Source organism: Bradyrhizobium sp. SZCCHNRI3052 (genome assembly GCF_032484895.1).
In the GTDB taxonomy this organism is placed as follows: Bacteria; Pseudomonadota; Alphaproteobacteria; order Rhizobiales; family Xanthobacteraceae; genus Bradyrhizobium.
The window spans coordinates 248,342-273,771 of the sequence record NZ_JAUETW010000011.1; the positions used below are offsets into that span (position 1 = coordinate 248,342).

23 protein-coding genes and 1 pseudogene are annotated in these 25,430 nt (G+C 63.2%); 11 read left to right on the forward strand and 13 right to left on the reverse strand.

Annotation, left to right across the window (positions count from 1 at the left end; translation table 11 throughout):
- Positions 1–42: 42 nt before the first annotated feature.
- Together QW887_RS26615 and QW887_RS26620 are read right to left on the reverse strand one after the other, a co-directional pair.
- Positions 43–693, reverse strand: coding sequence for a glutathione S-transferase family protein (locus QW887_RS26615; protein WP_316195354.1), 651 nt, complete (start codon positions 691–693; stop codon positions 43–45).
- 186 nt (positions 694–879) lie between these two features.
- Entirely contained in the window at positions 880–1,431 is a 552-nt protein-coding gene (locus QW887_RS26620; RefSeq protein WP_316195355.1) for a dihydrofolate reductase family protein, read from the reverse strand.
- A gap of 106 nt (positions 1,432–1,537) precedes the next feature.
- On the opposite strand from QW887_RS26620, the gene QW887_RS26625 reads away from it, so the two are divergent.
- The gene (locus tag QW887_RS26625) at positions 1,538–2,056 is read left to right on the forward strand and encodes a helix-turn-helix domain-containing protein (RefSeq protein WP_315753948.1); all 519 of its coding nucleotides are present in this window, start codon (positions 1,538–1,540) and stop codon (positions 2,054–2,056) included.
- A 46-nt stretch (positions 2,057–2,102) separates the two neighbouring features.
- Here QW887_RS26625 and QW887_RS26630 read toward each other — a convergent pair whose 3' ends face one another.
- On the reverse strand, positions 2,103–3,203 hold the full coding sequence (locus QW887_RS26630; RefSeq protein WP_410052310.1) for a hypothetical protein: 1,101 nt from the start codon (positions 3,201–3,203) through the stop codon (positions 2,103–2,105).
- Positions 3,204–4,198: 995 nt separating this feature from the next.
- Between QW887_RS26630 and QW887_RS26635 the strand changes: the two genes are divergently transcribed.
- A complete protein-coding gene (locus QW887_RS26635; protein WP_315717595.1) occupies positions 4,199–4,999 on the forward strand; it encodes an SDR family oxidoreductase in 801 nt (266 codons plus the stop codon).
- 4 nt (positions 5,000–5,003) lie between these two features.
- Complete coding sequence (locus tag QW887_RS26640; protein ID WP_316195359.1) at positions 5,004–5,450, forward strand: hypothetical protein; 447 nt, start codon at positions 5,004–5,006, stop codon at positions 5,448–5,450.
- A 5-nt stretch (positions 5,451–5,455) separates the two neighbouring features.
- Here QW887_RS26640 and QW887_RS26645 read toward each other — a convergent pair whose 3' ends face one another.
- The 5 genes from QW887_RS26645 to QW887_RS26665 form a co-directional block, all read right to left on the reverse strand.
- The gene (locus QW887_RS26645; protein WP_315717597.1) at positions 5,456–5,875 is read right to left on the reverse strand and encodes a VOC family protein; all 420 of its coding nucleotides are present in this window, start codon (positions 5,873–5,875) and stop codon (positions 5,456–5,458) included.
- A 30-nt stretch (positions 5,876–5,905) separates the two neighbouring features.
- The gene (locus QW887_RS26650; protein WP_315717598.1) at positions 5,906–6,319 is read right to left on the reverse strand and encodes a DoxX family protein; all 414 of its coding nucleotides are present in this window, start codon (positions 6,317–6,319) and stop codon (positions 5,906–5,908) included.
- Positions 6,320–6,415: 96 nt separating this feature from the next.
- Positions 6,416–7,687: an RNA polymerase sigma factor gene (locus QW887_RS26655; protein ID WP_315826689.1), complete on the reverse strand. Its 1,272-nt coding sequence runs from the start codon at positions 7,685–7,687 to the stop codon at positions 6,416–6,418.
- A complete protein-coding gene (locus QW887_RS26660; protein ID WP_315717600.1) occupies positions 7,684–8,052 on the reverse strand; it encodes a YciI family protein in 369 nt (122 codons plus the stop codon). Before QW887_RS26660 ends, QW887_RS26655 begins: the two co-directional genes overlap by 4 nt.
- 99 nt (positions 8,053–8,151) lie before the next feature.
- Complete coding sequence (locus tag QW887_RS26665) at positions 8,152–8,469, reverse strand: hypothetical protein (protein ID WP_315717601.1); 318 nt, start codon at positions 8,467–8,469, stop codon at positions 8,152–8,154.
- A gap of 88 nt (positions 8,470–8,557) precedes the next feature.
- On the opposite strand from QW887_RS26665, the gene QW887_RS26670 reads away from it, so the two are divergent.
- The gene (locus QW887_RS26670) at positions 8,558–9,523 is read left to right on the forward strand and encodes a glyoxylate/hydroxypyruvate reductase A (RefSeq protein ID WP_315717602.1); all 966 of its coding nucleotides are present in this window, start codon (positions 8,558–8,560) and stop codon (positions 9,521–9,523) included.
- 4 nt (positions 9,524–9,527) lie between these two features.
- Here the strand turns inward: QW887_RS26670 and QW887_RS26675 are convergent, their stop codons facing one another.
- On the reverse strand, positions 9,528–10,199 hold the full coding sequence (locus tag QW887_RS26675; protein ID WP_315717603.1) for a TetR/AcrR family transcriptional regulator: 672 nt from the start codon (positions 10,197–10,199) through the stop codon (positions 9,528–9,530).
- A gap of 90 nt (positions 10,200–10,289) precedes the next feature.
- Here QW887_RS26675 and QW887_RS26680 point away from each other — a divergent pair, with 90 nt between their 5' ends.
- The 3 genes from QW887_RS26680 (at position 10,290) to QW887_RS26690 (ending at position 17,413) form a co-directional block, all read left to right on the forward strand.
- Positions 10,290–10,934, forward strand: coding sequence for a glutathione binding-like protein (locus QW887_RS26680; RefSeq protein ID WP_315717604.1), 645 nt, complete (start codon positions 10,290–10,292; stop codon positions 10,932–10,934).
- Positions 10,935–11,098: 164 nt separating this feature from the next.
- On the forward strand, positions 11,099–15,868 hold the full coding sequence (locus tag QW887_RS26685; protein WP_316195363.1) for a DUF3320 domain-containing protein: 4,770 nt from the start codon (positions 11,099–11,101) through the stop codon (positions 15,866–15,868).
- 348 nt (positions 15,869–16,216) lie between these two features.
- Positions 16,217–17,413: a cytochrome P450 gene (locus QW887_RS26690; RefSeq protein ID WP_316195365.1), complete on the forward strand. Its 1,197-nt coding sequence runs from the start codon at positions 16,217–16,219 to the stop codon at positions 17,411–17,413.
- Positions 17,414–17,497: 84 nt separating this feature from the next.
- Here the strand turns inward: QW887_RS26690 and QW887_RS26695 are convergent, their stop codons facing one another.
- The 3 genes from QW887_RS26695 to QW887_RS26705 form a co-directional block, all read right to left on the reverse strand.
- Positions 17,498–17,725 (reverse strand): hypothetical protein, encoded by a 228-nt coding sequence (locus QW887_RS26695; RefSeq protein ID WP_316195367.1) that lies wholly within the window; start codon positions 17,723–17,725, stop codon positions 17,498–17,500.
- A 139-nt stretch (positions 17,726–17,864) separates the two neighbouring features.
- A complete protein-coding gene (locus QW887_RS26700) occupies positions 17,865–18,440 on the reverse strand; it encodes a hypothetical protein (protein ID WP_316195369.1) in 576 nt (191 codons plus the stop codon).
- A 50-nt stretch (positions 18,441–18,490) separates the two neighbouring features.
- Positions 18,491–18,826, reverse strand: a complete 336-nt coding sequence (locus QW887_RS26705) for an HPF/RaiA family ribosome-associated protein (RefSeq protein WP_316195370.1) — start codon at positions 18,824–18,826, stop codon at positions 18,491–18,493.
- 367 nt (positions 18,827–19,193) lie between these two features.
- Between QW887_RS26705 and QW887_RS26710 the strand changes: the two genes are divergently transcribed.
- The 4 genes and pseudogenes from QW887_RS26710 (at position 19,194) to QW887_RS26725 (ending at position 23,127) form a co-directional block, all read left to right on the forward strand.
- The gene (locus QW887_RS26710) at positions 19,194–19,400 is read left to right on the forward strand and encodes a hypothetical protein (RefSeq protein ID WP_315736291.1); all 207 of its coding nucleotides are present in this window, start codon (positions 19,194–19,196) and stop codon (positions 19,398–19,400) included.
- A 66-nt stretch (positions 19,401–19,466) separates the two neighbouring features.
- Positions 19,467–19,941: pseudogene (locus QW887_RS26715) on the forward strand (cytochrome P450); the annotation flags it as partial.
- Positions 19,942–20,143: 202 nt separating this feature from the next.
- Positions 20,144–20,992, forward strand: coding sequence for a DUF6731 family protein (locus tag QW887_RS26720; protein WP_316195371.1), 849 nt, complete (start codon positions 20,144–20,146; stop codon positions 20,990–20,992).
- A 635-nt stretch (positions 20,993–21,627) separates the two neighbouring features.
- Positions 21,628–23,127: a HEPN domain-containing protein gene (locus QW887_RS26725; RefSeq protein WP_316195373.1), complete on the forward strand. Its 1,500-nt coding sequence runs from the start codon at positions 21,628–21,630 to the stop codon at positions 23,125–23,127.
- A gap of 421 nt (positions 23,128–23,548) precedes the next feature.
- Here the strand turns inward: QW887_RS26725 and QW887_RS26730 are convergent, their stop codons facing one another.
- A complete protein-coding gene (locus QW887_RS26730; protein WP_316195374.1) occupies positions 23,549–24,145 on the reverse strand; it encodes a hypothetical protein in 597 nt (198 codons plus the stop codon).
- Positions 24,146–25,430 lie beyond the last annotated feature (1,285 nt).

Here is a 25,430-nt window from a genome sequence, read left to right on the forward strand (position 1 = left end):
CGGCCGACACGCTCCCGCAATTATTTTGGCCGGGTTCCCGGTTCAGCCCGGCTCTTGCGGGAACATGTGGAAATAAGGCTGGGCCTCGGCGAGCACCCGCGCGACGGAGGGCCGCGCCTTGAGCCGGTCGAGATAGGCTGTGACCCCAGGCAGCCCATCACCCAGCGGCTCCACTCTGTCGGCGTAGAACAGCGCCGGCAAGGCCGCGCAATCCGCCAGGGTGAAAGGGTCGCCCATCGCCCAGCCACGCGGCGGCAGCTCGGCCTCGAGCATGGCGTAGGACGTGCGGAGCCGGCTTCGGGCGTCGGCGACGCCGAGCGGATCGCGGGCATCGGCCGGCCGCAGCCGGTCGAACACGATGGTCTGCGTCGGCATGTGCAGATAGAGGTCGAGAAAGCGATCGCGCAGACGTGTCCGCAAAGCGAGATCGGGATCATCGGGAATGAAGCGCGTCCTGCCCGCATAGTGCTGGTCGAGATACTCGATGATGATGCTCGATTCCGGAATCGTGCGCTGCTCGTCGCGCAGCACAGGAAATTTACCGATCGGCCACAGCTTCAAGAACGCCGCGCGCTCATCCGCGTCACCGAGATCGATCAGCTTCGGCGTGAACGAAACGTCGTTCTCATACAGCGCGATCAGCACCTTCCAGCAGAACGACGACAGCGGATGATAGTAAAGGGTCAGGGACATCGTACGCTCCTGCTGAGTTGAGTGAGAACAAGTCGTTTGGTCCCGAACGCGCGGCCGCAGGACGGTGCGCTCCCGCGGCCCGCTGTTCACGGGGAGAGGGTTGAGGTGAGGCCCTTGACGCACGGATGATGTGAGTGGAAAGACCTGCGCTGCCCCGGAACCCGGAGCGCGCCGCGAGATATGGGCTCACACGCCCCGAACGGGGGCATAGCGCGCGATGACAACGCCGTTGGACAGCGCCCGGCTGTCGATCAGGCTGAGCTTCAAGGCCTGCCCCGGCTTGAACAGCGGCCGTCCGGCGCCAAGCACGCGCGGGTTGATCGCGATTCGAAGCTCATCGATCAGGTCGTGTGCCACAAGCGTCGAGCCGAGGTCGGCGCTGCCGAACAGGAACAGGTCCTTGGCATTCTCCTGCTTGAGCTTGTCGACCTCGGCCGCGAGCTCCGGACCCAGCAGATGCGCGTTTGACCATGCCAGGCGAGATAGCGTGCGGGAGGCAACATATTTGGGGATGCTGTTCATGACGTCGGCGATCACGCCCTTCTCGGTCGGCCAATAGCCGGCCATCAGATCGTAGGTCACCCTGCCGAACAGCAATCCGCCCGCCTCGTGCAGTTGCGTCTCGGAGATCTGCTCCAGCTCCGGGCCCCACACATCCTCGTGCCAGGAGATGTCGCCGTTCGGGCCCGCAACCATGCCGTCCAGCGTCATCATGTTCCACATCACCAGTCTCGCCATCGACTGCCTCTCCCTGACTGCTTTCATTTTGCAAGCAGTTGGAGAATGCCCAGACCGGTGCAATATTGCAAGCGGTTTATGCGCGATCCCTGCTCACGAGACTTCGATGTCCGACCCTCAGCGCTCCGGCTGCCCGATCAACCTGTCGCTCGAAGTGGTGGGGGATAAATGGAGCCTGTTGATCATCCGCGACATGATGTTCGGAAATCGCCGGCACTATCGCGAGCTGCTCGGCGGCTCGGAGGAGGGCATCTCCTCGAACATTCTCGCCGACCGGCTGAAGACGCTGCTCGCGGCCGGCATCATCAGCCGTGAGGACGATCCGAGCCACAAGCAAAAGGGCATCTATTCCCTGACCGAGCAGGGCATCGAGCTGTTGCCGATCCTCGCGCAGATGGCGGGCTGGGGTTACAAGTATCTGCCCGTCTCGGAGGAGCTCGGCATCCGCGCCAAGCTATTGATGGAAGGCGGCCCGAAGATGTGGGCCGAATTCATGGACGAGCTGCGCGAAACCCATCTCGGCGCGAAACGGCGCAGGAGGGCTGGACCGAGCGTCGGCGAGCGGCTGCAGGCAGCTTACCAGAAGGTCGTCGCTGCCAAGAAGGCCGAGGCAGGCGGCCGATGATCGCACGCCTCGCGACGCGCACGGATCGTGCGCGCCGCTTCCCGCATCAGAACCGCGTGTTGTCGGCCCTGTAGCGCGATGATTTGCGCGGGGCGCGTTCGGGGGCCTGCTCGAGCTGCGCGATCGGACGGCGATAGGTCTCGGCGCGACGCAGCCAGCCCGCCTCCCACACGCGGTTCGAGGGCAGATTGCGAACCCGCTGCTGCAGCACGACCTGCACCGCGTCGGAATATTCGGCGAGCACGGCCTTGGACTCGGTGGTGGTGCCGTTCATCTTGAGCAGCACCTGCTTGAGACCCCAGCCCTGGCGCTGGCCCGTCTCCTTGTCCACGGCCGTCTCGGACGGATTGGTGCCCTCGCCCTTGAAGTTGATGTAGTCGATCAGCGGGTAGAGATCGTTGGAGGCGCGCACGACCCGCGAATATTGCGCGACGATGTGCTCGCGTTCGGCGCTGTCGGGCGTGTTGGCGAGGATCTTGTCCATCGCGCCTTGCGCACGCGCCACCAGGAACTGCGTCTGCTCCGCAATCGTGTCGAGCAGGAACTGCCGCAATTGCCGCATTTGCGGCGAGTTGAAATTCCGCTTGAAGTCGGCCCGGCTGGTCCACGGGCATGCCGGAATCGGCGTCTTGTCGAGCCATGCAGGCAACGGCGTCTTGCCCTTGCGCAGAAATGCGATCAGCCCCGGAAAACCCTCTTCATAAGGCGGCTTCGCGGTGGACGGGTACCAGATGAAATGCCCGATTCCCAGCGAGGCGAATTCTTCACCCGCATTCCACGACGTGATCGCGTCGCGCCGTCCCCCGGCCTCGTTGAGCCAGATCCTGCGGCCGATCATCTGCGCGACGTCGGCCGGCAGCGCGCGCTGAGGCACCGACAGATTCTTCGTGGTCTTGGCGTCGCTCCGCGGGTCGCCCTTGCGCTCGGCCGCGATCGGCTTCGCAGGCTCGGTCGGTGGAACGACCACTTTCAGAGCCGGCATCTGCACGTCCGACGGCCGCCCCACCGTCTCGGGCTCCGCCGTCTGCGGCTGCTGCGGCGGCGCGACATCGTGCGCAGCCTGCTCGGTCTCTGCCGGTTTCGCAGCAACGCTGCCATCCGCTCCGGCGGCGCCGGACGCCGCGAGCCCGAGGACAATGCACGACAACAGCAGCGCGCCGCACCCGCGCCTCAGACCATTCGACCCGTGCGACGAAGCGTGCAGCTCCGTGGTTCTGACGAGGGTGATTCGCCGGCTGATGAATAGGTCGCCCATGTCGATTCTACCGAGACTCTTAAACTCTACGCCACCGGTTCAGATCCGTCCCGGACACGTCCGAGAGCCACCCGACGACGAGCAAATCAGCCGACGGCGGGACTGTCCAATTCCACGGGGGGAACGCGCCTGGAGAGGCGGCTCTTTTCCTGAAGACTTTCAAGTCGATCACCCTTGTCCAGTGCTTCCCGTAAAAAAATCCCTCTTTCGCCTTTCCAGAATTCACGCTCCGTTAGCCACGTCCTGTTCCCGATCGAGAGGGACGTTTCGCGGTCGTCACGAACGAGGGGAGCAGGATGCGGTGGACGCGTCGATGTTGCAGCGTGGAGCATGATTCGGAACCGGAGGCCGTTGACGGCTATTGCGCCACAGCTTTCCGACAAGATCATGCTCATATGAGGACACGCAGACGAACAACGCGGCGCGTACGGCGAAATCATGTGGTCCCTGGCATCCCGATGCTGATGCCGTGTCCGATGCGGGAGCGTATTGTGGCGGAAACGGGGGCAAAACAGCCGGTCCCCGGGCATCGCGCAGGGAGGGCCGGGATGTCTCAGCCGAATCTGTGGTTCCTGCCCCGTGCATTTTTCCCGCGGGGGCCATGGGGCGGGCAAGCTCCCGGTCTTCCCTGCGCCCTCCGACCCGAGAGGGAGGCCAGGGCGAGCATGACTCGGGTGCTTCGACACCGCGAGAACGCGAATTGACGTCGTCGTTACCACCCCTGGCTGTTTGACAACGCCCACGAAACTCGCTGGCTATACGCATCGCGCGGAGCTGGATTGAACGTACACTGACAGATGTGACGGCCTTCACAGCCGATCCGCGCAGCGCATGTTAGGACTCAACGACGAGAAGAGCCGGGCTGCCGGCCCGAGGAGTCGACCCCCGTGACGGAAACATCGACGACGACGCTGACTGACAAGGTCGCCCTGATCACCGGGGCGGCACGCGGCATCGGGCTGGCGACGGCAAAGAGATTTCTGCACGAGGGCTGGCGCGTGGCGCTTCTCGACATCGAGAAGACGCTGCTCGACGACGCCACATCGGCACTCAAATCCCCCGATCGAACGCTCGCGCTGCATTGCGACGTCGCGGACGCGGCGATGGTCGCCGATGCGTTGGCGCGCATTGCCGGCCGTTTCGGTCGTCTCGATGCACTGGTCAACAATGCCGGCGTGGCGCGTTTCGCCCCGATCATGGAAACCAGCGAAGCCGACTGGCAACGCATCCTCGACGTCAACCTGACCGGGCCGTTTCTGTGCACGCGCGCCGCGGTGCCGCTGATGCGCGAGCACGGCGGCACCATCGTCAACATCACCTCGATTTCAGCCGTCCGCGCCTCGACGCTGCGCTCCGCCTACGGCACCAGCAAGGCGGCGCTGGCGCATCTGACCAAGCAGCTCGCGGTCGAGCTCGCTTCCGCCGGCATCCGCGTCAACGCGGTGGCGCCGGGCCCGGTGGAGACCGCGATGGCCAAGGACGTGCACACGCCGGAGATCCGCGCCGACTATCACGACGCCATTCCACTCAACCGTTACGGCCTCGAGGACGAGCTCGCCGAGGCGATCTTGTTTCTCAGCTCCGAACGCTCCAGCTATATCACCGGACAGATCCTGGCCGTCGATGGCGGCTTCGATGCCGCGGGAATCGGATTGCCGACCTTGCGCGGCCAACGCAGGAACACATGAAACGATGCCGAGCCGGACGCGCGTCATCCTGACCTTGCTGCTCGCCGTCCTCTTGTGGGGGATCGCGACGATGCTGGCGCGCGCCGACGTCCGCATCATCTCCTCGCCCGGCGGCGAGGTGGGACCGTTCCTCGATCTGTTCGAGAAGGTGCGCGCCTCCGGGGAGCGTGTCATCATCGACGGTCCCTGCCTGTCGGCCTGCACGCTGGTGCTCAGCGTCGTGCCCGAGGACCGCATCTGCGTGACGCGGCGAGCCTCCCTCGGCTTCCACGCCGCACGCTCGGTCGACCGGCGCGGCCGCGTTTATGCGGAACCCGAAGCCTCCAAGCTGGTGCTGCAGACCTATCCCACGCCGGTGCGCGGCTGGATCGAGCGCCGCGGCGGCCTGACGTCGCGGCTTCTGTTGTTGCGCGGGCGCGAGCTCAAGGCGATGTACCCCTCGTGCCGCTAGCGGCGTCACGCCGCGTAGCCTTCCGCCGGGGAATTGATCATCCACGGAATACCGAAGCGATCGACGCCCATGCCGAAGCCCTTCGACCAGAAGGTCTTGCCGAACGGCATGGTGACGGCACCGCCTTCGAGCAGCGCGTTGAACTTGCGCTCGGCCTCGGCCGGATCCGCGATCTGGAGCGAGACCGAGATTCCGTGCGGCTTGCCTTGATAATATTCGGGCGGCGAATCCGAGGCCATCAGGACGCCGCCGCCGATCGAGAAGCGGACATGCATGATCCTGTCCTTGTGCTCCGGCGCACACGGCATCTCCGGCGGCGCCTCGCCGTTGCGCATCATCATCTCGATCTTGGCGCCGAGCACCTCGCTGTAGTGCTTGAGCGCCTGCTCGCAATCGCCGTTGAACGTCAGATAGGGACAGATCATCGTCATCCTCCTTGGTTGAAAGATCATTCGTCAGCGCGGCAGCGGCAGCAGCGCGCGCAGCCGGCGATCGCGCAGCCACAAGCCGCCCCACAGCATCAGCCCGAGATAGAGGCCGAACAGGACGTGGCTGAACAGCGGACTGCCGATGCGGACATGAGAAGCGATGGCGCCGCCGAGATAGCCTGTCAGCAGGATCGCCCCGACGAACGACGTCGGCGGCAACGCATAGAGCACGGTGCAGACGATCGTGATCAGACCGAGCGCGCGGGCCGTGCCGTCACTCGCGCCATAGCCCATCTGATCCAGCGTCTGGGTGACGACTGGCAGAGGGACGAGCTTGATCGCGCCGTCGAACAGCAGGAACAGGGTGACCAGCCCACTCAGGATGCGGCCGCTCCACAATTCGGCGCGCGAGACCGGTTCTTCCAAGGTTATCGTCGTCATCTGCAGCTCCTCCCCGTAATGCTGCTCCAAGGACGAATGAAGGAGCGTGCCGCCGACAGCCCGGTTCAAGATTTTGGATCGAATCTCAGCGGAATGTCACTGGCCGACCTGGACCTGAGCCGTTGCGCTGTCGCGCATCAGGCGATCGAGCTGCATGCGGATATGCGCGGCCTCCGCCGAGCTGTGCGCCAGCGCGATGGCGCGGTCGAAGGCGGTCCGTGCCTCGTCGGCGCGTCCGAGCTGCATCAGCAGCGCGCCGCGCACGCCGAAGAAATAGAAATAGTTGGCGAGCCGCCCTTCGAGCGGCGCGATCAGGTCGAGCGCCGCCCCGGCGCCGCGGACCTTGGACACCGCAACGGCGCGGTTGAGCGTCACCACCGGCGAGGGCTGCACCACTTCCAGCGCGCCATAGAGCAGGTCGATCTGCGTCCAGTCGGTGTCCTCCGGACGCGCGGCGCGCGAATGCAGCGCCGCGATCGCCGCCTGGATCTGGTACGGACCGCTGCGGCGATGGCGCATCGCCTTGTCGATCAGGGCTGTGCCTTCCGCGATCATCGGCTGGTTCCACAGCGAGCGATCCTGATCCTCCAGAAGAATCGGCAATCCCTCGGCGTCGAAGCGGGCGGCGGAGCGGGCGTGCTGCAACAGCAGCAGCGCCGTCAGCCCCATGATTTCGGGCTCGCTCGGAAACAGCCGCAGCAGCAGCCGCGCCAGCCGGATCGCCTCCTCGGACAGCGGCTGGCGCTGCGCGGCGGTCTCGCCGCTGGCCGAATAGCCCTCGTTGAAGATCAGGTAGACCATGGCGGCGACCGCGGTCAGGCGCTCCGACCGCTCGACCGCGCCAGGGGTCTCGAACGGCACGTTCGCCTGCGCGACGCGCGCCTTGGCGCGGGTGATGCGCTGCTCCATGGCGGCCTCGCTGACCAGGAAGGCCCGGGCGATCTGCTTCACCGTCAGTCCGGACACCACGCGCAGCGCCAGCGCGATCTGCTGCGTCGCGGGCAGATCCTTGTGGCAGCAGATGAACAGCAGGCGGAGGATGTCGTCGCGATAATGCGAGCCGTCGAGCCGGTCGGCCAGCGCGCTCTCGGCGTCGTCGAGATCCGAGATCGCCTCGTCCTCCGGCAGCGGCTGCTCGCGGCGGACACGGCGGACATCATCGATGGCCGCGTTGCGTCCGACCATGATCAGCCACGCCGCGGGATCGCGCGGCGGCCCATTCTGGGGCCAGCTCTTCAGCGCGCGCAGGCAGGCGTTCTGGAATGCCTCCTCCGCCGTGTCGAGGTCGCGGAAATAGCGCAGCAGCGCGCCGACGGCCTGGGGACGTGCTGATGTCAGGGCTGCATCGATCCAGGCCGTATCGGTCATGCCAGCGCTCCACCCGGCCTGAACGTGCCGACGGGACGGATCTCGTAGGAGCCGCCTGGATTGGCCTCACCGAGCTCGCGCGCGACCTCGAGCGCCTCGTCGAGATTGGCACAGTCGACGAGATAGAAGCCGAGCAGTTGCTCCTTGGTCTCGGCATAGGGGCCGTCGATGACGAGCGGCGGATCCTCCTTCCGGAGCGTCGTCGCGGCCGTGGTCGGCAGCAGCCGCGCCACCGGCCCGAGCCGCCCCTGCTTGGCGAGCTTCTCCTGGATGACCGCAAGCTTGGCCATGACCGCGGCATCCTGGTCCTTGCTCCAGGCGCAGACGACATCCTCGTCATGATAGCAGAGCAGCGCATACAGCATCGGAAGTCATCTCCATTCGTCTTCAAGACGGCGGAGTATGCCTCCGGCCGACAGACCCACGAAGTATTTTCGCGGGTTCCGCCTGCAGGAACAAGCCGCCTACCAAGAGATGCCGTACTTGGCCGCGATGTTGCGCGCCCGCGTCTCCTGCGCGCTCTCGCGCGGCTGCCTGGCTCGGCCCGTCTGGCGCTGCGACTGGCCTTGGCCCTGCCCCTGACCTTGCCCTGCGGCACCTTGGCCGCCCGCACCTTGCGCCATGCCGTCCGCGGCGCCCTGTTGACTGGCGGCCTGCGGCTGACCGCCGCCCTTGCCAATGGAAATGCCGTTGGCCGACAGGATCGACCCGACATCGATGGTCTGAGCCTGGACCGAGGCGGATGCGATGACGAAAGCGGCGGCGAGAAGCAATTTGCGCATGACGATGTCTCCGTGTTGATGGCTGGAGATTGGCCTGCGCGCGCGATCTGGTATGTGGAACACGTCACATAAGCTCGAGGACCCCCCGATGACCAAAGGCGCGCTGGCGCTCCTGATCCATGGCGGCACCGATAACTGGTCGCCGCAGCGCTGGAAGGCGCGTTTCGACGACGTCTGCGGCGACCGCCCGGTGGTGCTGCTGCCGGATGCGAGCCTCGATCCGGCGGAGGTGCACTACGCCGCGGTGTGGAAGCCGGTCCCCGGCGAGCTCGCCGGCTTCCCGAACCTGCGCGTGATCTTCAATCTCGGCGCGGGCGTCGACGCGCTGATGGCCGACAAGACGCTGCCGAGCGTGCCGCTGGTCCGGGTCGCGGTCGATGATCTCACGGCGCGGATGACCGAATATGTCGTGCTGCACGTGCTGATGCATCATCGGCAGGAGCTGTATCTGCGCGAGTCGCAGCGCGTGAAGCGCTGGGCGCCCAAGTATCAATGGCCGGCGGCCGCGATCGGAGTCGGCATTCTCGGACTGGGCACGCTCGGCATCGATGCGGCCGAGGTGCTCAAGCGGCTCGGCTTCCAGGTCGCCGGCTGGAGCCGCAGCGAAAAGCAGGCGGACGGCATCGAGTGCTTCCACGGTGCGGCGCAGCTGGATGCGTTCCTGGCGCGGACCGACATTTTGGTGTCGCTGCTGCCGCTGACGCCGGACACGCGCGGCATTCTGGATCGCAAGATGTTCGCGAGGCTTCGGCGCAGCTCGCCGCTCGGCGCCCCCGTCATGATCAATGCCGGGCGCGGCGGCCTGCAGAACGAGGCCGACATCCTCGCCTGCCTCGACGACGGCACACTTGGTTCGGTCTCGCTCGACGTGTTCGGCCAGGAGCCGCTGCCGGTCGACAGCCCGTTCTGGAGCCACCCGAAGGTGGTGCTGACGCCGCACAATGCGGCCGACACCGACGCCGACGCGATCTCGCGCTACGTCGCCGAGCAGATCGCGACCTTCGAGGCCGGCGGGGCGCTGCGCAATCTGGTCGATCGCGTCAGGGGATATTGAACCGCTATTTGTTGCCGACCATCACATCGATCGCGCCGGCGACGATCGCCTCCAGCTCCTGACGCGGCGCCCGCGCGCGCGCCCGGACAGCGATCGAGTGGATCGTCGCCGACGCCAGACGCGCCAACACGACGGGATCGGCGTCGGCCGGCAGCTCGCCTTTTTCCTTGGCGCGGCGGAAGCAATGCGCAAACGCCTTGTCGAGCTCGGTCAGCGCGTTCTGCACCATGGCGCGGATGTCGGGGTCGGCGACAGCCTCCGAGCCCGCCGTCATCACCGTGAAGCAGCCGCGCGGTCCCTCCTCGCCCGACAGATAGATGTCGAGCGCCGTGGCGAAGATCTGCTCGAGCTGCCGTCGCACCGGCCAATCGTTACTGAAGACGTCGCCCATGAGGGCGCGGGCATTGTCGCGATAGCGCTGATAGCTCTTGATGTAGAGCTCGCGCTTGTCGCCGAACGCGCCATAGAGGCTCGGCCGGTTCATGCCGGTGGCGGCGCTGAGATCGTCGAGCGAGGTCGCGGCGAAGCCGGTCGACCGGAACAGGTCGAGCGCCTTGCCGAGCGCGACATCCGGCTCATACGCCCGCGGCCTCCCGCGCCGCTTCGGCTGGTCGGGGGCACCCGCCTTTTCTATCGGACGGTCGCCTTGCGGCGGCCCTTTCTTTTTTTGTACCATTTCGCACTAAATTCCTTGACCGAGCTCATATTATGCGAGACAGTATAAAAATCAACCAATGCTCCGGTCCGGAGCCCGAGGGAGACGTCCATGGACCTGTATTTCTCGCCGCTCGCCTGCTCGCTCGCCACCCGCATCGCGCTCTACGAAGCCGGCGCGAAGGCGAACTATCTCGAGGTCGATCCCAAGACCAAGATCGTCCTCAACGACGGCTCCGATTTCCGCGCCGTCAACCCGCTCGGGCTCGTCCCGACGCTCCGCACCGATGACGGCGACCTGCTGACCGAGAACGCCGCGATCCTGCAATATGTCGCCGATCGCTTCCCCGAGGCCAAGCTCGGCACCGGCCCCGGCATGGACCGCAGCCGGCTGCATCAATGGCTCTGCTTCATCGGCACCGAGCTGCACAAGGGCCTGTTCATTCCGATCCTCGACAAGACCGCGCCCGAGGAAATGAAGGCTCATGTCCTGAAAAAGAACCTGTCGCGGCTCGATCATCTCGAGAACCATCTGCGGGATCGCGACTATCTGCTCGATCATTTCACGGTCGCCGACGCGTATCTCGTCACCGTGATCAACTGGACCATGGCAACGCCGCCGGTCCAGCTCGCGAAATGGCCGGCCGTGAAGGCGTACTACGAGCGCCTGCGCGCGCGGCCGTCGATCGCCCGTGCCATCGCCGAGGAGTTCGAGCTCTACAAGGCGGAACTGGCGCGGCATAAGGCAGCGGCCTAGGAACAGGCGGCCTGGGAACATACGAGTCTCGTCTCCCTCGATTGGGAGATGAGACCTCTTCACGGGGAAGATGAACCATCGCTCATTGACCGCTTCTCCACCGCGCCGGATGCTTGACCGCGATCATTCCGGGTTGCAATCCTCGAATCGCAGGAGGATTGCACGTGGCAACCACATCCGTACGAGACCGATTGCTGGCGGACCGGCGCGCGCTGCTCGATCTGGGCACGCGCAACCGGCTCGTGCACATCCCGCTCAAGACCAAGACCATCCGCACCATCGACATCGTCGGCGCGCGCTCTGCTGCGCTCTTCGAGCTTCTCGGCGAAGGCAAGCGCTTCACGTTCCTTCCGACGAAGGCAGAGACTGCGGAGGCGGAAGGCACCCTGCCCTTGAGCGTGCCGGCACCTCGATCCGACACGCCGACCACCAAGGTGGACCAGGAAGGTGATGATTCGGAGTCGCAGACGCGGCAGCCGGACACCCGGCTCAGGACCCGGCTGTCATCGGAGGCGCTGCAGAAGCGCCTGCTGGATATCTGGTACGACGCACGAACGCTCGAGGAAGAACAGGGCGTCAATATCCTCTATCTCGCCTTCGGGCTGCTGAAATGGTTCGAGGACGACAAATCCGATGTCGAGCGCTTCGCACCGCTCGTCCTGCTGCCCGTCCGCCTGGAACGCAGCAGCGCCGCCGATCGGTTTCACCTGGTCTCGCGCGCTGAGCCGCCGTCGCCGAACCTCTCGCTCCAGGCCAAGCTCGACGCCGAATTCGGACTCAAGATCGAGGATTTTGGCGACGAGGACGACGTCGACATCGCGACCTATCTTGCGGGCGTCGCGGAGACGGTCGCCACCAAGCAGCGGTGGGAGGTCAGGGCGGACGCGATCGTTCTCGGCTTCTTCTCGTTCTCGAAGTTCCTGATGTATCGCGATCTGGATCCGGAGAATTGGCCGGCAGATGGCGGCCTTGATCGTCACCCCCTCATCGCAGCGCTGCTTCAGGACGGCTTCGAGGGCGCGGAGCCGATCGTGGCCGACGACGGAAAGATCGATTCCGTCATCCAGCCAGTGGCGATGAACCATGTCGTCGATGCGGATTCATCGCAGGCCGTGGTCATCGAGGAAGTGGTCCGCGGACGCGACCTCGTCGTCAAGGGACCGCCTGGAACCGGCAAATCGCAGACCATCACCAACATCATCGCGTCGGCTGCCGCCGAGGGGAAAACGGTGCTGTTCGTCGCCGAGAAGATGGCGGCGCTCGAGGTCGTGCACCGGCGGTTGAAGCATGTCGGTCTCGGCGCGCTCGCGCTGGAGCTGCACTCCAACAAGGCCAACAAGCGCGTTCTGCTCGAAGAGCTGAAACGCTGCAAATCGGCTGAGGTCCCGGTCCCGCGCGGCGAAGCCACGCTGGTGCAGCGCCTGACCGACAGCCGGGACGGCCTCAACCGGCATGCGGAGATGATGCACCAGCCGCATCAGCCGAGCGAGCTGACACCGTTCAGGCTGCTGGGTCATCTCGTGCGCTCTGGGGACAACTCCGCGCAGCATCCCTATCCGTTGCAGGGCGCCCCCTCCTGGTCTCCTCTGGATCTGGAGCGGCGGCGTGAGCTGATCGCCGAACTCGCCGAACGAATTGCGGCCGACGGCGCGCCGCACCTGCATCCCTGGCGCGGTGTCGGCCGCGACGCGCTCGATCCAGCCGAGATGACCGAGCTGCGAAAATCGCTCGACGACATTTCGAACGTTGTCGGCAGCGTATCCACTGGCGCGGCCCGCCTCGGCACGCTGCTCGATCTCCCGCCGCCCGCCACCTTGGCCGATGCCGCGGGGATACTCGCCTTCGCCGAGGCCGCGGCCGCGATGCCGGAGTGCGATCGGACGTCCTTCCGCGACGGCGTCTGGAGCCAGACCGGACTCATCACGGACATCATCGACAAGGGGCTGCGTTACGCGAAATTGAGGACGGCCTTCGAGAGCGCCTTCGTCGAGGCCGCCTGGGATGCGCCGATCGCCGAGTGCCGCAAGGTCATCGCCGAGAAGGGCCGCTCCTGGCTGCGCCTGCTCAGCCCGCGCTATCGCGAGCAGGTGGCGCTGCTGGCCTCGTACCTGAAGGTGCCGATGCCGAAAACGCTGGAGCAGCGGCTCCTGCTGCTCGACGGCCTCATCGCGGCGCAAGCCGCACGCCGGTCCTTCGCGGAGGTCGAAGCTGCCGGCAGCACCGCATTCGGAACGGCGTGGCAGAAGGAACGGTCGGACTGGGATGCGTTGTCCAGATTGGCGACCTGGTGGAGTGCATTCCCCAAGCCGTTCGCAAACGACGAAACGCGCCAGCGGCTGACGCAGCTGGCCTTGTCGGCCGATGATCGGCAATCGATCGAACAGCTCAACCACGACCTCGCAAGTCTGAGGTCCGGCCTCGGCAGGCTGATCGACTCTCTCCAGCTGGAGCCTGCCCGCATCCCGCTCGAGGCCGGCGACCAGATCCGGTTGGACGGCCTGTCGCAGACTTTGTCGGAGTGGCAGAACGCGACCGAGCGCCTCACCCGCTGGATCGCATTCATGGACCGGGTCCGCCTTGCGCGCGCGCAAGGCCTCGCCGCGCTGGTCGACCGCACGCTCGATGGCTCCTTGCCAGGCGAAGCGCTCGAAGCCGCCTTCGACCGGTCCTATTACGACGCCATGCGCAGCGTGATCTTCGCCGACCATCCTGAACTGAAACGTTTCGACGGCGAATCGCACGATCGGCTGGTCGATGGCTTCCGCAAGCTCGACGTCGCACGGATGCAACTGGCCCGCGATCAGATCGCCCACGAGCATGCCGCGGCCCTGCCGCGCAACGCCGGCGGCATCGGGCCGCTCGGTGTGCTGAACGGCGAGCTTGCCAAGAAGCGCAATCATCTGCCCATCCGCCAGCTCCTGGAACGGGCAGGTCCGGTCATTCAGCAGATCAAGCCGATCTTCCTGATGAGCCCTCTGTCGGTGGCACAGTTCCTCAAGCCTGGCGCGATCGCCTTCGATCTTCTGGTGGTCGACGAGGCCTCGCAGATCGAGCCGGTCGACGCGCTCGGCGCGGTCGCGCGCTGCCGGCAGATCGTGGTCGTCGGTGACGAGCGGCAGCTGCCGCCGACGCGCTTCTTCGCGAAGCTGACAGGTAACGACGACGAGGACAATGACGACGAGGATCAGCCGACCTTCCAGGTCAAGGACGCCGAGAGCATTCTCGACCTCTGCCTTGCCAAGGGCCTGTCGCATCGGATGCTGAACTGGCACTATCGCAGCAAACACCAGTCGCTGATCGCCGTTTCCAACAAGCAGTTCTACGACAACCGGCTGTTCATCGTGCCGAGCCCGTACGACGCCGTCGCGGGAATGGGATTGAAGTTCAACTACAACCCCGATGCGCACTACGAACGCGGCAGCAGCCGGACCAACCCCAGGGAAGCGCGGCTCGTCGCCGAGGCCGTCATGCGCCATGCGCGCGAGACCCCGGACCGAAGCCTTGGCGTCGCGACCTTCTCGGTGGCGCAGCGCCAGGCGATCCAGGATCAGCTCGAAATCCTTCGTAAGGAAAACCCGGCAACGGAGAGCTTCTTCGTCCGCGGGACCAGCGAACCGTTCTTCGTGAAGAACCTCGAGAACATCCAGGGCGACGAACGCGACGTCATCTTCATCTCCATCGGCTATGGGAGAACGAAGGAAGGTTTCGTCTCGATGAGCTTCGGCCCCCTCAACTCGGACGGAGGCGAGCGCCGGCTGAACGTGCTGATCTCGCGCGCCAAGCTCCGATGCGAGGTGTTCTCGTCGATCACCGGCGACGACATCGACCTGTCGCGCGCCAAGGGCCGCGGCATCGCGGCGCTGAAGACGTTTCTGACCTTCGCCCAGACGGGGCGGCTCGGCATCGCGCAGGAGACCGGGCGCGATCCCGACTCGGTGTTCGAGGAGCAGGTCGCCGCCAGGCTGCGGGCGCTCGGCCACGATGTGAAGACCCAGATCGGCACCGTCGGATTCTTCGTCGACCTCGCTGTCGACGATCCCGACAAGCCGGGCCGCTTCCTGCTCGGAATCGAATGCGACGGCGCCCAGTACCATGCGTCTCGTTCGGCGCGAGACCGCGACCGCCTGCGGCAGAATGTGCTGGAAGCGCATGGCTGGGTGCTGCATCGCATCTGGTCGACCGACTGGTTTCTTCGTCCCAAGGAGGAAACCGAGAAAGTCCTCCGCGCGATCGATGCTGCGAAGGCGCATTGGCGGGACATCGACCAAGGGACTGCGCGAGCTCAACCCGAGCCTCCGGCAACCTCCGATGTGGCGGCGCCGGAGCAGACCGAGCAGCGCCCTCAGGAGATCCTCGCACAGGCACCGACGGTGGCCCCCTATGAAGAGGCGAAGCTGCGCGTCCGTCGGGAGATCGAGCCGCACGAGACGCCGCTTGCCGACATGACGCGGCATGTCGTCGAGATCGTCGCCATCGAGGGGCCGGTGCATGAATCGGAAATCATCGTCCGGATCAGATCGGCCTGGGGCCTTGCCCGCGCCGGCAACCGCATCCGCGATGCCGTGAGAGCGGCGCTGACATCGGCAGTTGCGAGGGGACAGATCGCCGGAGGTCCGTTCTACGCCGTGCCGGGACAGGCGATCGTCGTCCGCACGCGCGAGGACGTGCAATCGCAGTCCTTGCGCAAGCCCGAGATGCTGCCGCCGGATGAGATCAAGGCGGCCATCATGCAGATTGTCGCGCAGAACTTCGGTGCCGAGGAGGACCAGTTGATCCAGGCGGTGGCCCGCTTGTTTGGCTTCGGGTCGACCAGCGCCCAGCTGCGGGAGACCGTGCAGGGCAGTCTCAGAAGTCTTCTCGACGCAGGACACCTGCGCCGCGAAGGAGCGCTGCTGACCAGGCCGCAGGAGGCCTCGCCGGCGGCGCAGGACTGACCGGGAATCACGGCCCGAACGCCGCATCACAGCCGCCCCGCGGAGCGCACGTCGCACCGCGTTGCGAAGAGGCGCTGGCAACGACGACCTCGCGATCCATCCGCGTGCTGCAATGGCGGTGGCGCGCCGACGATGTCGGAGCTGACGCCCCGCAGGGCGGAATGTCGCCCCTCCGGCTGTCACCGCAAACCCGCGGAATCGCTGAAGGAACGGAACTGGCGAGGTCAGAATTCGTTCGGTGCGGACGCTCGTCCCGGTCAATGCATCGGACCAGGATTGCACGGGTCCGTCCCGGCCACTATCCTTGAGGCGAGACACGCGCTGGCCCGCATCCAACAGGAGCGCCCCATGCCGACCGCGACCCCGGCTCAGACCCTGGCTCCCCTGGACGAGACCATCACCATCGCGGAGCTGACGCGCGATCCCTATCCGATCTACCGGCGCCTGCGCCGCGAGGCGCCGGTGTTGCGCGTCAAGTCGGTGGGCCGGACGTTCCTCACCAAGGCGGCCGACACCAAATATGTGAAGGACAATGCGGCGCTGTTCTCGTCCGACGATCCGAACACGCCGATGAAGCGCGCCTTCCTCGCGCATACCCTGATGCGCAAGGATCACGACGAGCACCGCGCCGAGCGCATGGCGATGATGCCCGCCCTGATGCCGAAGACGATCGAAGCCGTCTGGGAGCCGCTCTACACCAAATTCGCCACTGATTATCTCGACCGGCTGCCGCGCGGCGAGATCGTCGATCTGTTCCCCGCCCTCGCAGGCCCCTTGGCCGCGCGCATCCTCGCGCATGTCATGGGCATCCCGGACGCCAGCGATGAAGACATGCAGCGCTGGTCGCAGGCCCTGATCGACGGCGCCGGCAATTTCGGCTGGACGCCGGGGCCATTCGACGCGTCCGATATCGCCAACGCGGAGATGGACCGCTGCATCCGCGCCAACATGGAGCGCGTGAAGGCGGAGCCGGATTCGTCCGCGCTCTCCTTCATGGTCAACGCGAAGAATCCGATTGCCGAAAGCCAGATCATCGCCAACATCAAGATCGCGATCGGCGGCGGCATCAACGAGCCGCGCGACGCGCTGCTGACGATCCTCTACGGCCTGCTCACCAATCCGGAGCAGCTCGCCGCCGTGCGCGCGCAGGACAAATGGCGCTCCGCCTTCGAGGAAGGCGTGCGCTGGGTGGCGCCGATCCAGGCGAGCTCACGCCTGGTGATGGAGGACACCGAGATCCGCGGCTGCCTGATCCCGAAGGGCGACACCGTGATGACCATCCAGGCCTCCGCCAACCGCGACGAGGAGCTGTTCACCGACGGCGAGCACTACAACGCCCTGCGCGACCCCAACCCCCACCAGGCCTTCGGCAACGGCCCCCACCACTGCGCCGGCGCCCACCTCTCCCGCCGCACCGTCGGCGCCATCCTGCTGCCGATGCTGTTCGAGCGCTTCCCGAAGATGACGCTGCCCGATCCCGCGAGCGTGCGGTGGCACGGATTCGGCTTCCGCGGCCCGCTCAATCTGCCGGTACGGCTGCAGTAGGACCGGCACGAAGGGCGTTGTTCTTCGCGTTGTCTCAGTGCACCTGAGGCGGGCCCCGGGTTGGTTGGAATCACCACGTTCGAGTTATCGCGCTTTGGCAGGCCCGGTGGCGATCTCGACGACGGCCTTCGTGAACCTGCGGTAGATGTCGATCTGTCTGCCGGCAAACGTGGTCGCGACGCCGAACATGCTGAGAGGCGAGCGCATCGTGGCGAGGCTGGCCGCCAAATCGAGATTGTCTCGCGTCATCTCCATAAGCAGAGTCTGGCAGGCCTCCATGCCGGCGAGCGCCGGCGGCGGTCCGCCCGCCACGGGCGAGGGATCGGCCGCCCTGGCTTCAGCGATCGGGGTTGGCTGGGATTCGTGCGAGTCCGTCCCAGCACCGACCGGCTGAACGGCATCGGGCTTCAGCTCGCTGAGAGGCGGCAGGCGCGCCGGCGCGGATTCGGGCTCAAGAGGCGGGAGCGGCGGCAGGATCGTTTCCGTCTCCTGGGCTGATCGTCCCGGGAGCCTCGTTTCGGTCTCCGGAACTGCCTGCAGTTCGTCTGCGTCCGAGCTTACGAACTCGGTTAGCACGCGAGCGCGCTTCTGCCTCGCTGTCGCGTCGGCGTGTTTGGGCATTGATACCGGCTTCGCCACGACGGGTTTCGCGCTGTTCCCCTTGTGGGAGCCATTTGATTTGCGCTTGTTCATTGAAAGGCCTTCCTGTGCGGCATCGCCGGAGTGGGGCCAGCCCGGTCTTGATACCAATCTCCGTGTCGGACCATTGGTTCCTTGCGATCAGGACGCCGTCGCTCGATCCCATCTGCACCCGGCCGCGGCCGGCATCGAGCCGCAGGAACTGATCGGTTTCCGGATGCGCCTCCAGGCCGATGTCGCCGCCGACCGGAATCGACATCAGCGTCACCTGCAGATAGCGCCCGCTCCAGGCGACCGACCGATAATTGGCATTGTCCCGCGTCGCCCGCTCGATGTCGAACGCCTGCGGCTGCGGCCCGATGTCGGTGATCTCGGCAAGCATGTCCATCACGGATCTCCCACCCGGCGGCCTTGCCGGCAAACCGTCCCGCCACGGGTCTAGCGATGATCCCGAAGCTGATCGGACACCGCCTCCTTGCCGAAGGCGTGGTCGAGCGCGCGCTTCAGCTTGTGGACCGCGCCACGCACGGCCTGCTCCATGAAGCTGTCCTGATGCGCCGCGACGATCGGCTCGCCGCCGTCACGGTGCACCTCGATCCTGCAGCTCTTGTCGTCGTGACTGGGCTTGTGGCTCACCGCGTCGCTGAGCTGCACGTCGATCCGCCTGACCTGATCCTCATAGCGATGCAGCACCGCATGAAGCGACGCCTTCACGTCCTGCGACAACTGCTCGCCGTCCTCGACGTTTCCATCGGTTCTGACATCGATCAACATCCGAGTCTCCTTCAGGTGAAGCGTCAATCGTCGCAAGATGGAATTCGCGATCATGATCAGCTCCCCGGCATGGCCGTCATCCAAGCTTCGACGTCGCCGCACGGCACGCGACGCCATGACACGTCGTTCGCGGTCGGCGGCCACGACTGGACGCCCCGTGATACAGCGGGTCTGAAGCGACGCTTGATCCGCCTCGGGGCCGTTCGGGCGGGGCGCAGCGGCCGTTCGAGCGCGTCTCCCAATGTCTCCCGCAACCAGACTGCCAGAGGCGAACGCGCGCGGCTGATCAATATTGCTCAGTCAATACCGGAGAATCAGGCGCAACCTGCGGCGACCCAACTTTCGAGTCTGCACCGGAGATGGGATGATGGATTGTCCGATCACATTTCGCTGCCCCCAGACAGGGTCCGAGGTCGATGCCATCCTGCACCAGCCGAAGGACGACTGTCGGTTCGAGACCGTGACCTTCGAGACCGTGAGCTGCCCGGCCTGCACGAGATTCCACTTCATCCACGCCATGACCGGCGCGCTCATTCCTCCGACCCTGCTCGGCCCGGCGAACTGGACTCCGTAGCGGCGGTCTCGAAACGCGAACGTCCCGTCTTGCACATTCCTGTGCGGAGGCCGCTGCCGCAGCAACAACGAGCCGCGCGACGCGCTGCTGACGATCCTCTACGGCCTGCTCACCAACCCGGAGCAGCCTGCCGCCGTGCGCGCGCAGGACAAGTGGCGCTCCGCGTTCGACGAAGGGTGCGGTGGGTGGCGCCGATCCAGGCGAGCTCACGCCTGGTGATGGAGGACACCGAGATCCGCGGCTGCCTGATCCCGAAGGGCGACACCGTGATGACCATCCAGGCCTCCGCCAACCGCGACGAGGAGCTGTTCACCGACGGCGAGCACACCAACGCGTGCGCGACCCCAACCCCCACCAGGCCTTCGGCAACGGCCGCCACCACTGCGCCGGCGCCCACCTCTCCCGACGCACCGTCGGCGCGATCCTGCTGCCGATGCTGTTCGAGCGGTTTCCGAAGATGACGCTGGTGGATACGGCGGGCATGCGGTGGCATGGGTTTGGGTTTCGGGGGCCGCTGAATTTGTCGGTGAGGTTGGGGTAAAGGGGGGCGGGGTCACTACAGACGATGATTTCCCCTCCAACCGAACTATGCGAGTCGCTACCGCTGGTCGCGTTTGCGTCCGATCCACACTCCACCAGCCCCTAACATTGACAACGCGAGAAAATTGTTCTATATTTGTTCTCGATTTGTGATTTTCCTCAAAGTTGTGGCACAGTGGCAGCACAACATTTGGGGGGAATGAATGGATAAAACAATATCATTTCGCTTCTTCAATGTGACTCGGCATCAAAGATCACGTCATACCTTTAGTCAGGTTTTACAACAAATTGGCGCGATCCCTCGTGCAAGGGATCGAGAACGTCAACTCGCGGTAGACTATCATGTTCGAGCGGAAATTATCGAGAGTGCGCTTGGGTCCATTCACGGGGAAATCACACGGATACAACGAACTAATTATCCCTCAGAGGTAGAAGAAAATGGACGACGGGCATTGAGGGTCAGGAATCCATTGGGACACGGAGTTGTATTTCGATATTTGCCCGGAAGTAATACGCTTGGAATGCAGTATGATGCGCGCGTCCTATCTCCTGCCCGCTTTGCTTCCTATATTTCGAATATGATCGACGGCGCGAACTTTGAATTTGAACCGATCGTTCGCAATGACTTATGGGATCAGTTCAACCGCAGTGTTGTTCGAAAAATTTCAATTGCAATAGCTCAACCCACGCACCTACAAGCCGTTGACCGGGGCGGAGCCGTAGCAATTGCTCAGTCAATGAAGAATCTCGGTGAGGCGTACTCGGCGCCAAAAATAAACATCGAGCTTTCCATGGGTCACTCCCGGGGTGGCCTCAGTGAAACCGTCAAATCGATGGTCCGACATTTTCGAACTCAAGCCGTGCAAGACCAAGTTGAGGTAACAGCAATCAAGGCCCGAGTACAACAAGAAGACGACAAACCAGAGGATCTAGACCTACTAGAAGACATACTCGCAACGCGGGAGAGACTAGAGCTTCACGACAATGACCCAGAAGCAAACTACCGCATCAAGTTGAGCGCATTACGTGAAAAAATGAATGAATGGGTCTAGATCCATATCGTACTATGCTGAGGCTTACGGACCCGCGATTGCCGGGCTCGGTACGCTTGCTTTGCTCGCGCTAAACCAAACACCCCTTCTTGCACTTATGGCCAGCGACAGACTTTCTGTCGGAAACCTATTCTCAGCAATATTCGGATGGGCATCTATACAGACGGGCTGCGTCTTCGCAATTTATGGATTTGTCGCAGGAAAAACAGACGGATTCATCGTCGAAATTCGCAACACACGATCAATGCGACGCTTCAATTCATTTATTCGGCGCGCAATTGTGAGCGGCTTTGTCCTGACCTTGAGCTCAATGCCGCTGATCGCATGGAAATTTACGATAACTACTGATGATAGACTACTGTACCTAGTTTTTGCTGGCTGGTTTTCTGTTTTTGTATGGGCCTTTTGTTCGTTCGCGCGAGTTGCCTACATTTTTGGATTACTAATTAGATTCGACGACGCTCCAAAGAAGGTTGGAGGCGGCTAAACTGATACGCACTCGACGGCTTGCGTCTTTTCCGCTTTGGATTTGCGACGAGGCGCCTCTAGACCGACTAGCTCAAAATTGTGCAGACTCCAGATAAACAGTGTAGAGTGGACAGACCGAGCACTCCGAAGCAGACCTGCAAGCTAAGATGCCCCAAGCTTATGACGAGATAGAAAACTCTCAAGCAGAAAAACTGCGCGAAGAATTGCCACGCTATGTCGCACTGTTCGAGGCTGCATTCGCGGAACTGCACCATGCAGTCGTAGCGCAGGCTCGAAAGCCGAATCAATATATCAGCCCCTTTCACGACTATCCTATGATGTCCTTTTCAGGTAGCGGCTTCCCTCTTTTTAATGACGTCGGCTTTCACCGGGACCACGCCCCCAAAGATTACGTAGGCTTAGTACGGCCACGTGGTCTAAAAGGCATTCTTGGGGGGCTGGGGCTTACTGAAACTAGCCTACAAAAAGGTACCGAACTTACATCTTTTTTGCGGACCAGCGAGATCGGAAAAAGGCTGAACTTAGGAGTCCTTTTCGATCGGCCAGCTAACGATTTGGTTGCTGGTGCAGTCGAACGATACCTGTGCACCCATGGCCTTGATGCGTCGATTGACCCAACGCGCCGCGACGCTGTTATTTGGCCCCTGATATTTGGGACCATCAATGAGCCTTTGCCCGTCCGCCTCGTTGTGCCCATCACCATGACTCATTTCGAGGTCGATCATTTCCGGCTCAACGCATCAAGTTATGTCACGAGGATTCCAAGAAAGCTGCAATTGGCTCGGGCCCGAATAAGTTCGCTTGGATCCGGGGCCGTAAAAATGGTCGTGGGCGCGGCCACGCATGCGTTTGTGTCCACTGGATGGACCGTAGATGTAAACAGCATTGACGAGGTGCAGGGCTCGCTGGGGCAGGTGTCATCGCATGTTTTGGATGCGATCGACAGTTTCTTCGGCGCACTGAGAGTGGCAACAGGGCTTAACACGGGATACGCTCAGATACTATGGATGCCCAAAGGCTGGGCATTAGATTACTACTGCGACCTACCACCCATCTACGGAGCAACGCTAAGGCGATATCCAAATAATTTTGACGATTATGGATGGGTAAAAGAGGGTGCGACGGTAACCACCGAAGAGCTTAGCGAGGCACGTCACATTTACGAATCTTTGCTGAACAGCGAGAGCGAGGCAATCCGGCTAGCCCTCAATCGCTTGAATGCGTGCCTCACTCGTGATGATGCAGCGGACGCCATTCTTGACGGTACAATCGGTTTAGAAGTGCTTCTCGGTGACGATCAGAACCAATCGCTATCCTACAAACTTCGACTTCGCGCTGCCGCGCTCGCGATGCATCGCGGGGACACTGCCTATCCGCCGTCCGAAATCGCCATGAAAGTTAAGCGACTCTATGAGGCACGCTCGGCTATCGTGCACGGACGGAGAAAGAAACGCTCCAAAAGAGCAACCGAACCGGCCGACGACCGCAATTCGAAAGACAGGCTAATCGCATCGGATTTACTTAGCTTCGTGCTTAAGGTGCTTCTTGACAATCCGCAGTATCAGGAACCGATCAAGATCGACGAAGGGCTACTGCTTCGCGGCGACGCTATAGAACCAGAACCACGCAAGATGCCAGCCCAGTAATCCATATGTAGCTCCAGCATCCCACCCATTCCCAAACAGACCGTCGTGCCCGTTTGTCGCATTTCGTCGGGCAAATCCGCCCTTGCGTCGTCGGGCAAATCAGATCGATCCTCCCCGCGTCTCCTCCTTGCTGAAGGGCCGTTTCGCGATCGTCACGGACCGTGGAGCGGGAGATGCGGTAGCCGCCTGGGGTCGCAGTGCGCGTTTCGCGTACGGACGAACGCACCCTGGACGGACGATCAAGCCGTGTGGTCCCGACACCCCGACGCTGGTGTCTTGGTCGGCGACGATGTCGATTACGGGGCAAACAAGCCCTGCTTCCTCCAGCCGATCCAGTCTCCTCCCGCAATTTCGTCGCCCCCCGGCGAAATTGGTAGCGAGGCATTCCCGCGAAACAAACAAATCGAAAGAGCTAGCTATTTTACTCTACCATGTCTCTGACCACGCCTTGAACATTCAGAAGCGCGTGCTTTCCTAGAAACTTGATCAGGATCATCTCAATCTTTTCACACATGACGGCATCATCAATTGCGAGAAACGACCCACGAACTACCAACGGAGGCTTAAACCAAAATCGGGTTTGATGATCCTTGACTCTCGCTCGAACGCTCTTTGCCGATTTTCCTACATAAACAGGTCGATCGGTCACATCGTAGAAGACATAAACGCCGGCTTGGTCGGGCACGGTTCCGATGTCTGACGGCGTAAAATCTGTCCAGGTGTACCCCGAAATTTCAGACTTCTCTTCTATCTCGGCTTCGACCTCTGTAGGGACGGACTGGTTTAATGCCGCTGATAGCTTCGCCCGCGTCTCGTTCGTTGGGTACAGCGTATTGCCCTTAACGATATTCCAGATTCCAGTATAGGAAATCTTGGTCTTAGCCACCAATTGCGGAATAGTAAGACCCTGCTTCACCATCTCGCTGCTCACCCATTCGCCAAAGCTTTGCTGCTGCGGCGCCATGGCGACCTGGTCTTCCTCAGAAGGCATAGCAAGCGCCTCTTCTTGATCACTCACTTGACGCTCCTCCTCTCCATTGTTTTCTATTAGTAAGCTCTAGTTGCCTGCCCGAACAACTAGTTGTCGAGGTACGAAAACCCAAGATTCACCGAGAGCAGACGGGCAATTGCGCCGCATTTTTCGACAGTTTGCTTTTGAGCTTGCTCACCGACATGCCGATGCATGTGCTTCTTCGACTCAGCTGGCGATTCGGAAATTAGCCCGCACCTCATTCATCGACCACAATGAAGAACATAATTCATTGCATTGGCAGATGCGAAGCCACACTACGGCGTCAGCGGAACGCAGTTTTTGCATCTTACTAAGCCTCTGCTCCGTTTCCAATGACGAAGAGTGTTCTAGCGAAGTGCAATTGCTCTTGGAGCTGGATATCGACAAGCGGCTATCAGTTGCGCCCCCCTGCCTGAACTGCCCGTCGTGCCAGTTTGTCGCATTCCGTCGGGCAAATCCGGCCTTGTGTCGTCGGGCAAATCAGATCGATGCTCCTCGCCGTCTCCTGCTCGGCTAGAAGGGGCGTTTCGCGATCGTCACGGACCGTGGAGCGGGGGATGCGGTGGCCGCCTGGGGTCGCAGTGCGCGTTTCGCGTGCGGACGAACGACTTCAAGCGGACGGTCAAGCCGTGTGGTCCCGACACCCCGACGCTGGTGTCTTGGTCGGCGACATCCCGATGACGGGGGCAAGCAAGCCCGGTCCCCTGGGAGAGCACGGAGCAGCCGTTCAACCCATCGCGCAGGGAAGGCCGGTTGTTCGGCCAATCCTGTGGTGACTGCCGCCTGCTTTTCTTTCTGCAGGCGGGCCATGGGTGCGGCCTGCACCCGGCCTTCCCTGCGCCCTTCTGTTTCAAGGGTGCCTCGATGAGCAAAGCTCGGACGCGAATGTGCGCCGCGAGGCCGAGGAGCCGCGTCGTCAGGTCAAAGATTGAGGGTCGAGCGCCGGGAAATGGCGCTCCCTAGGGGACTTTGAGTTTCTAGATAAATCAAACACTTAGATGATGGTGGGACAGAAAACGGCTCTACGGAATCGTTATTGTTTCTGACGCGACTGTCTCACCGCAGCGGCGCCCGACGGCTTGCCGCGAGAAGGGATTCAAGATGACTGAGACTACACACGGTCGCCTCTCCGAGGCTCCCGCAGAGACTGCTTGCGCTAGCAATGCCGGACAGGACTTCAACGACATGCTGTTGGCGAGCGGGGCCAATGCCGTTGATCGTGTCCCCAAGCGTGGTGTAGCTGGCGGCCCACCGCGTTCGCCGGCTGGAGCCGGGCCTGTCAGCTGGCGAT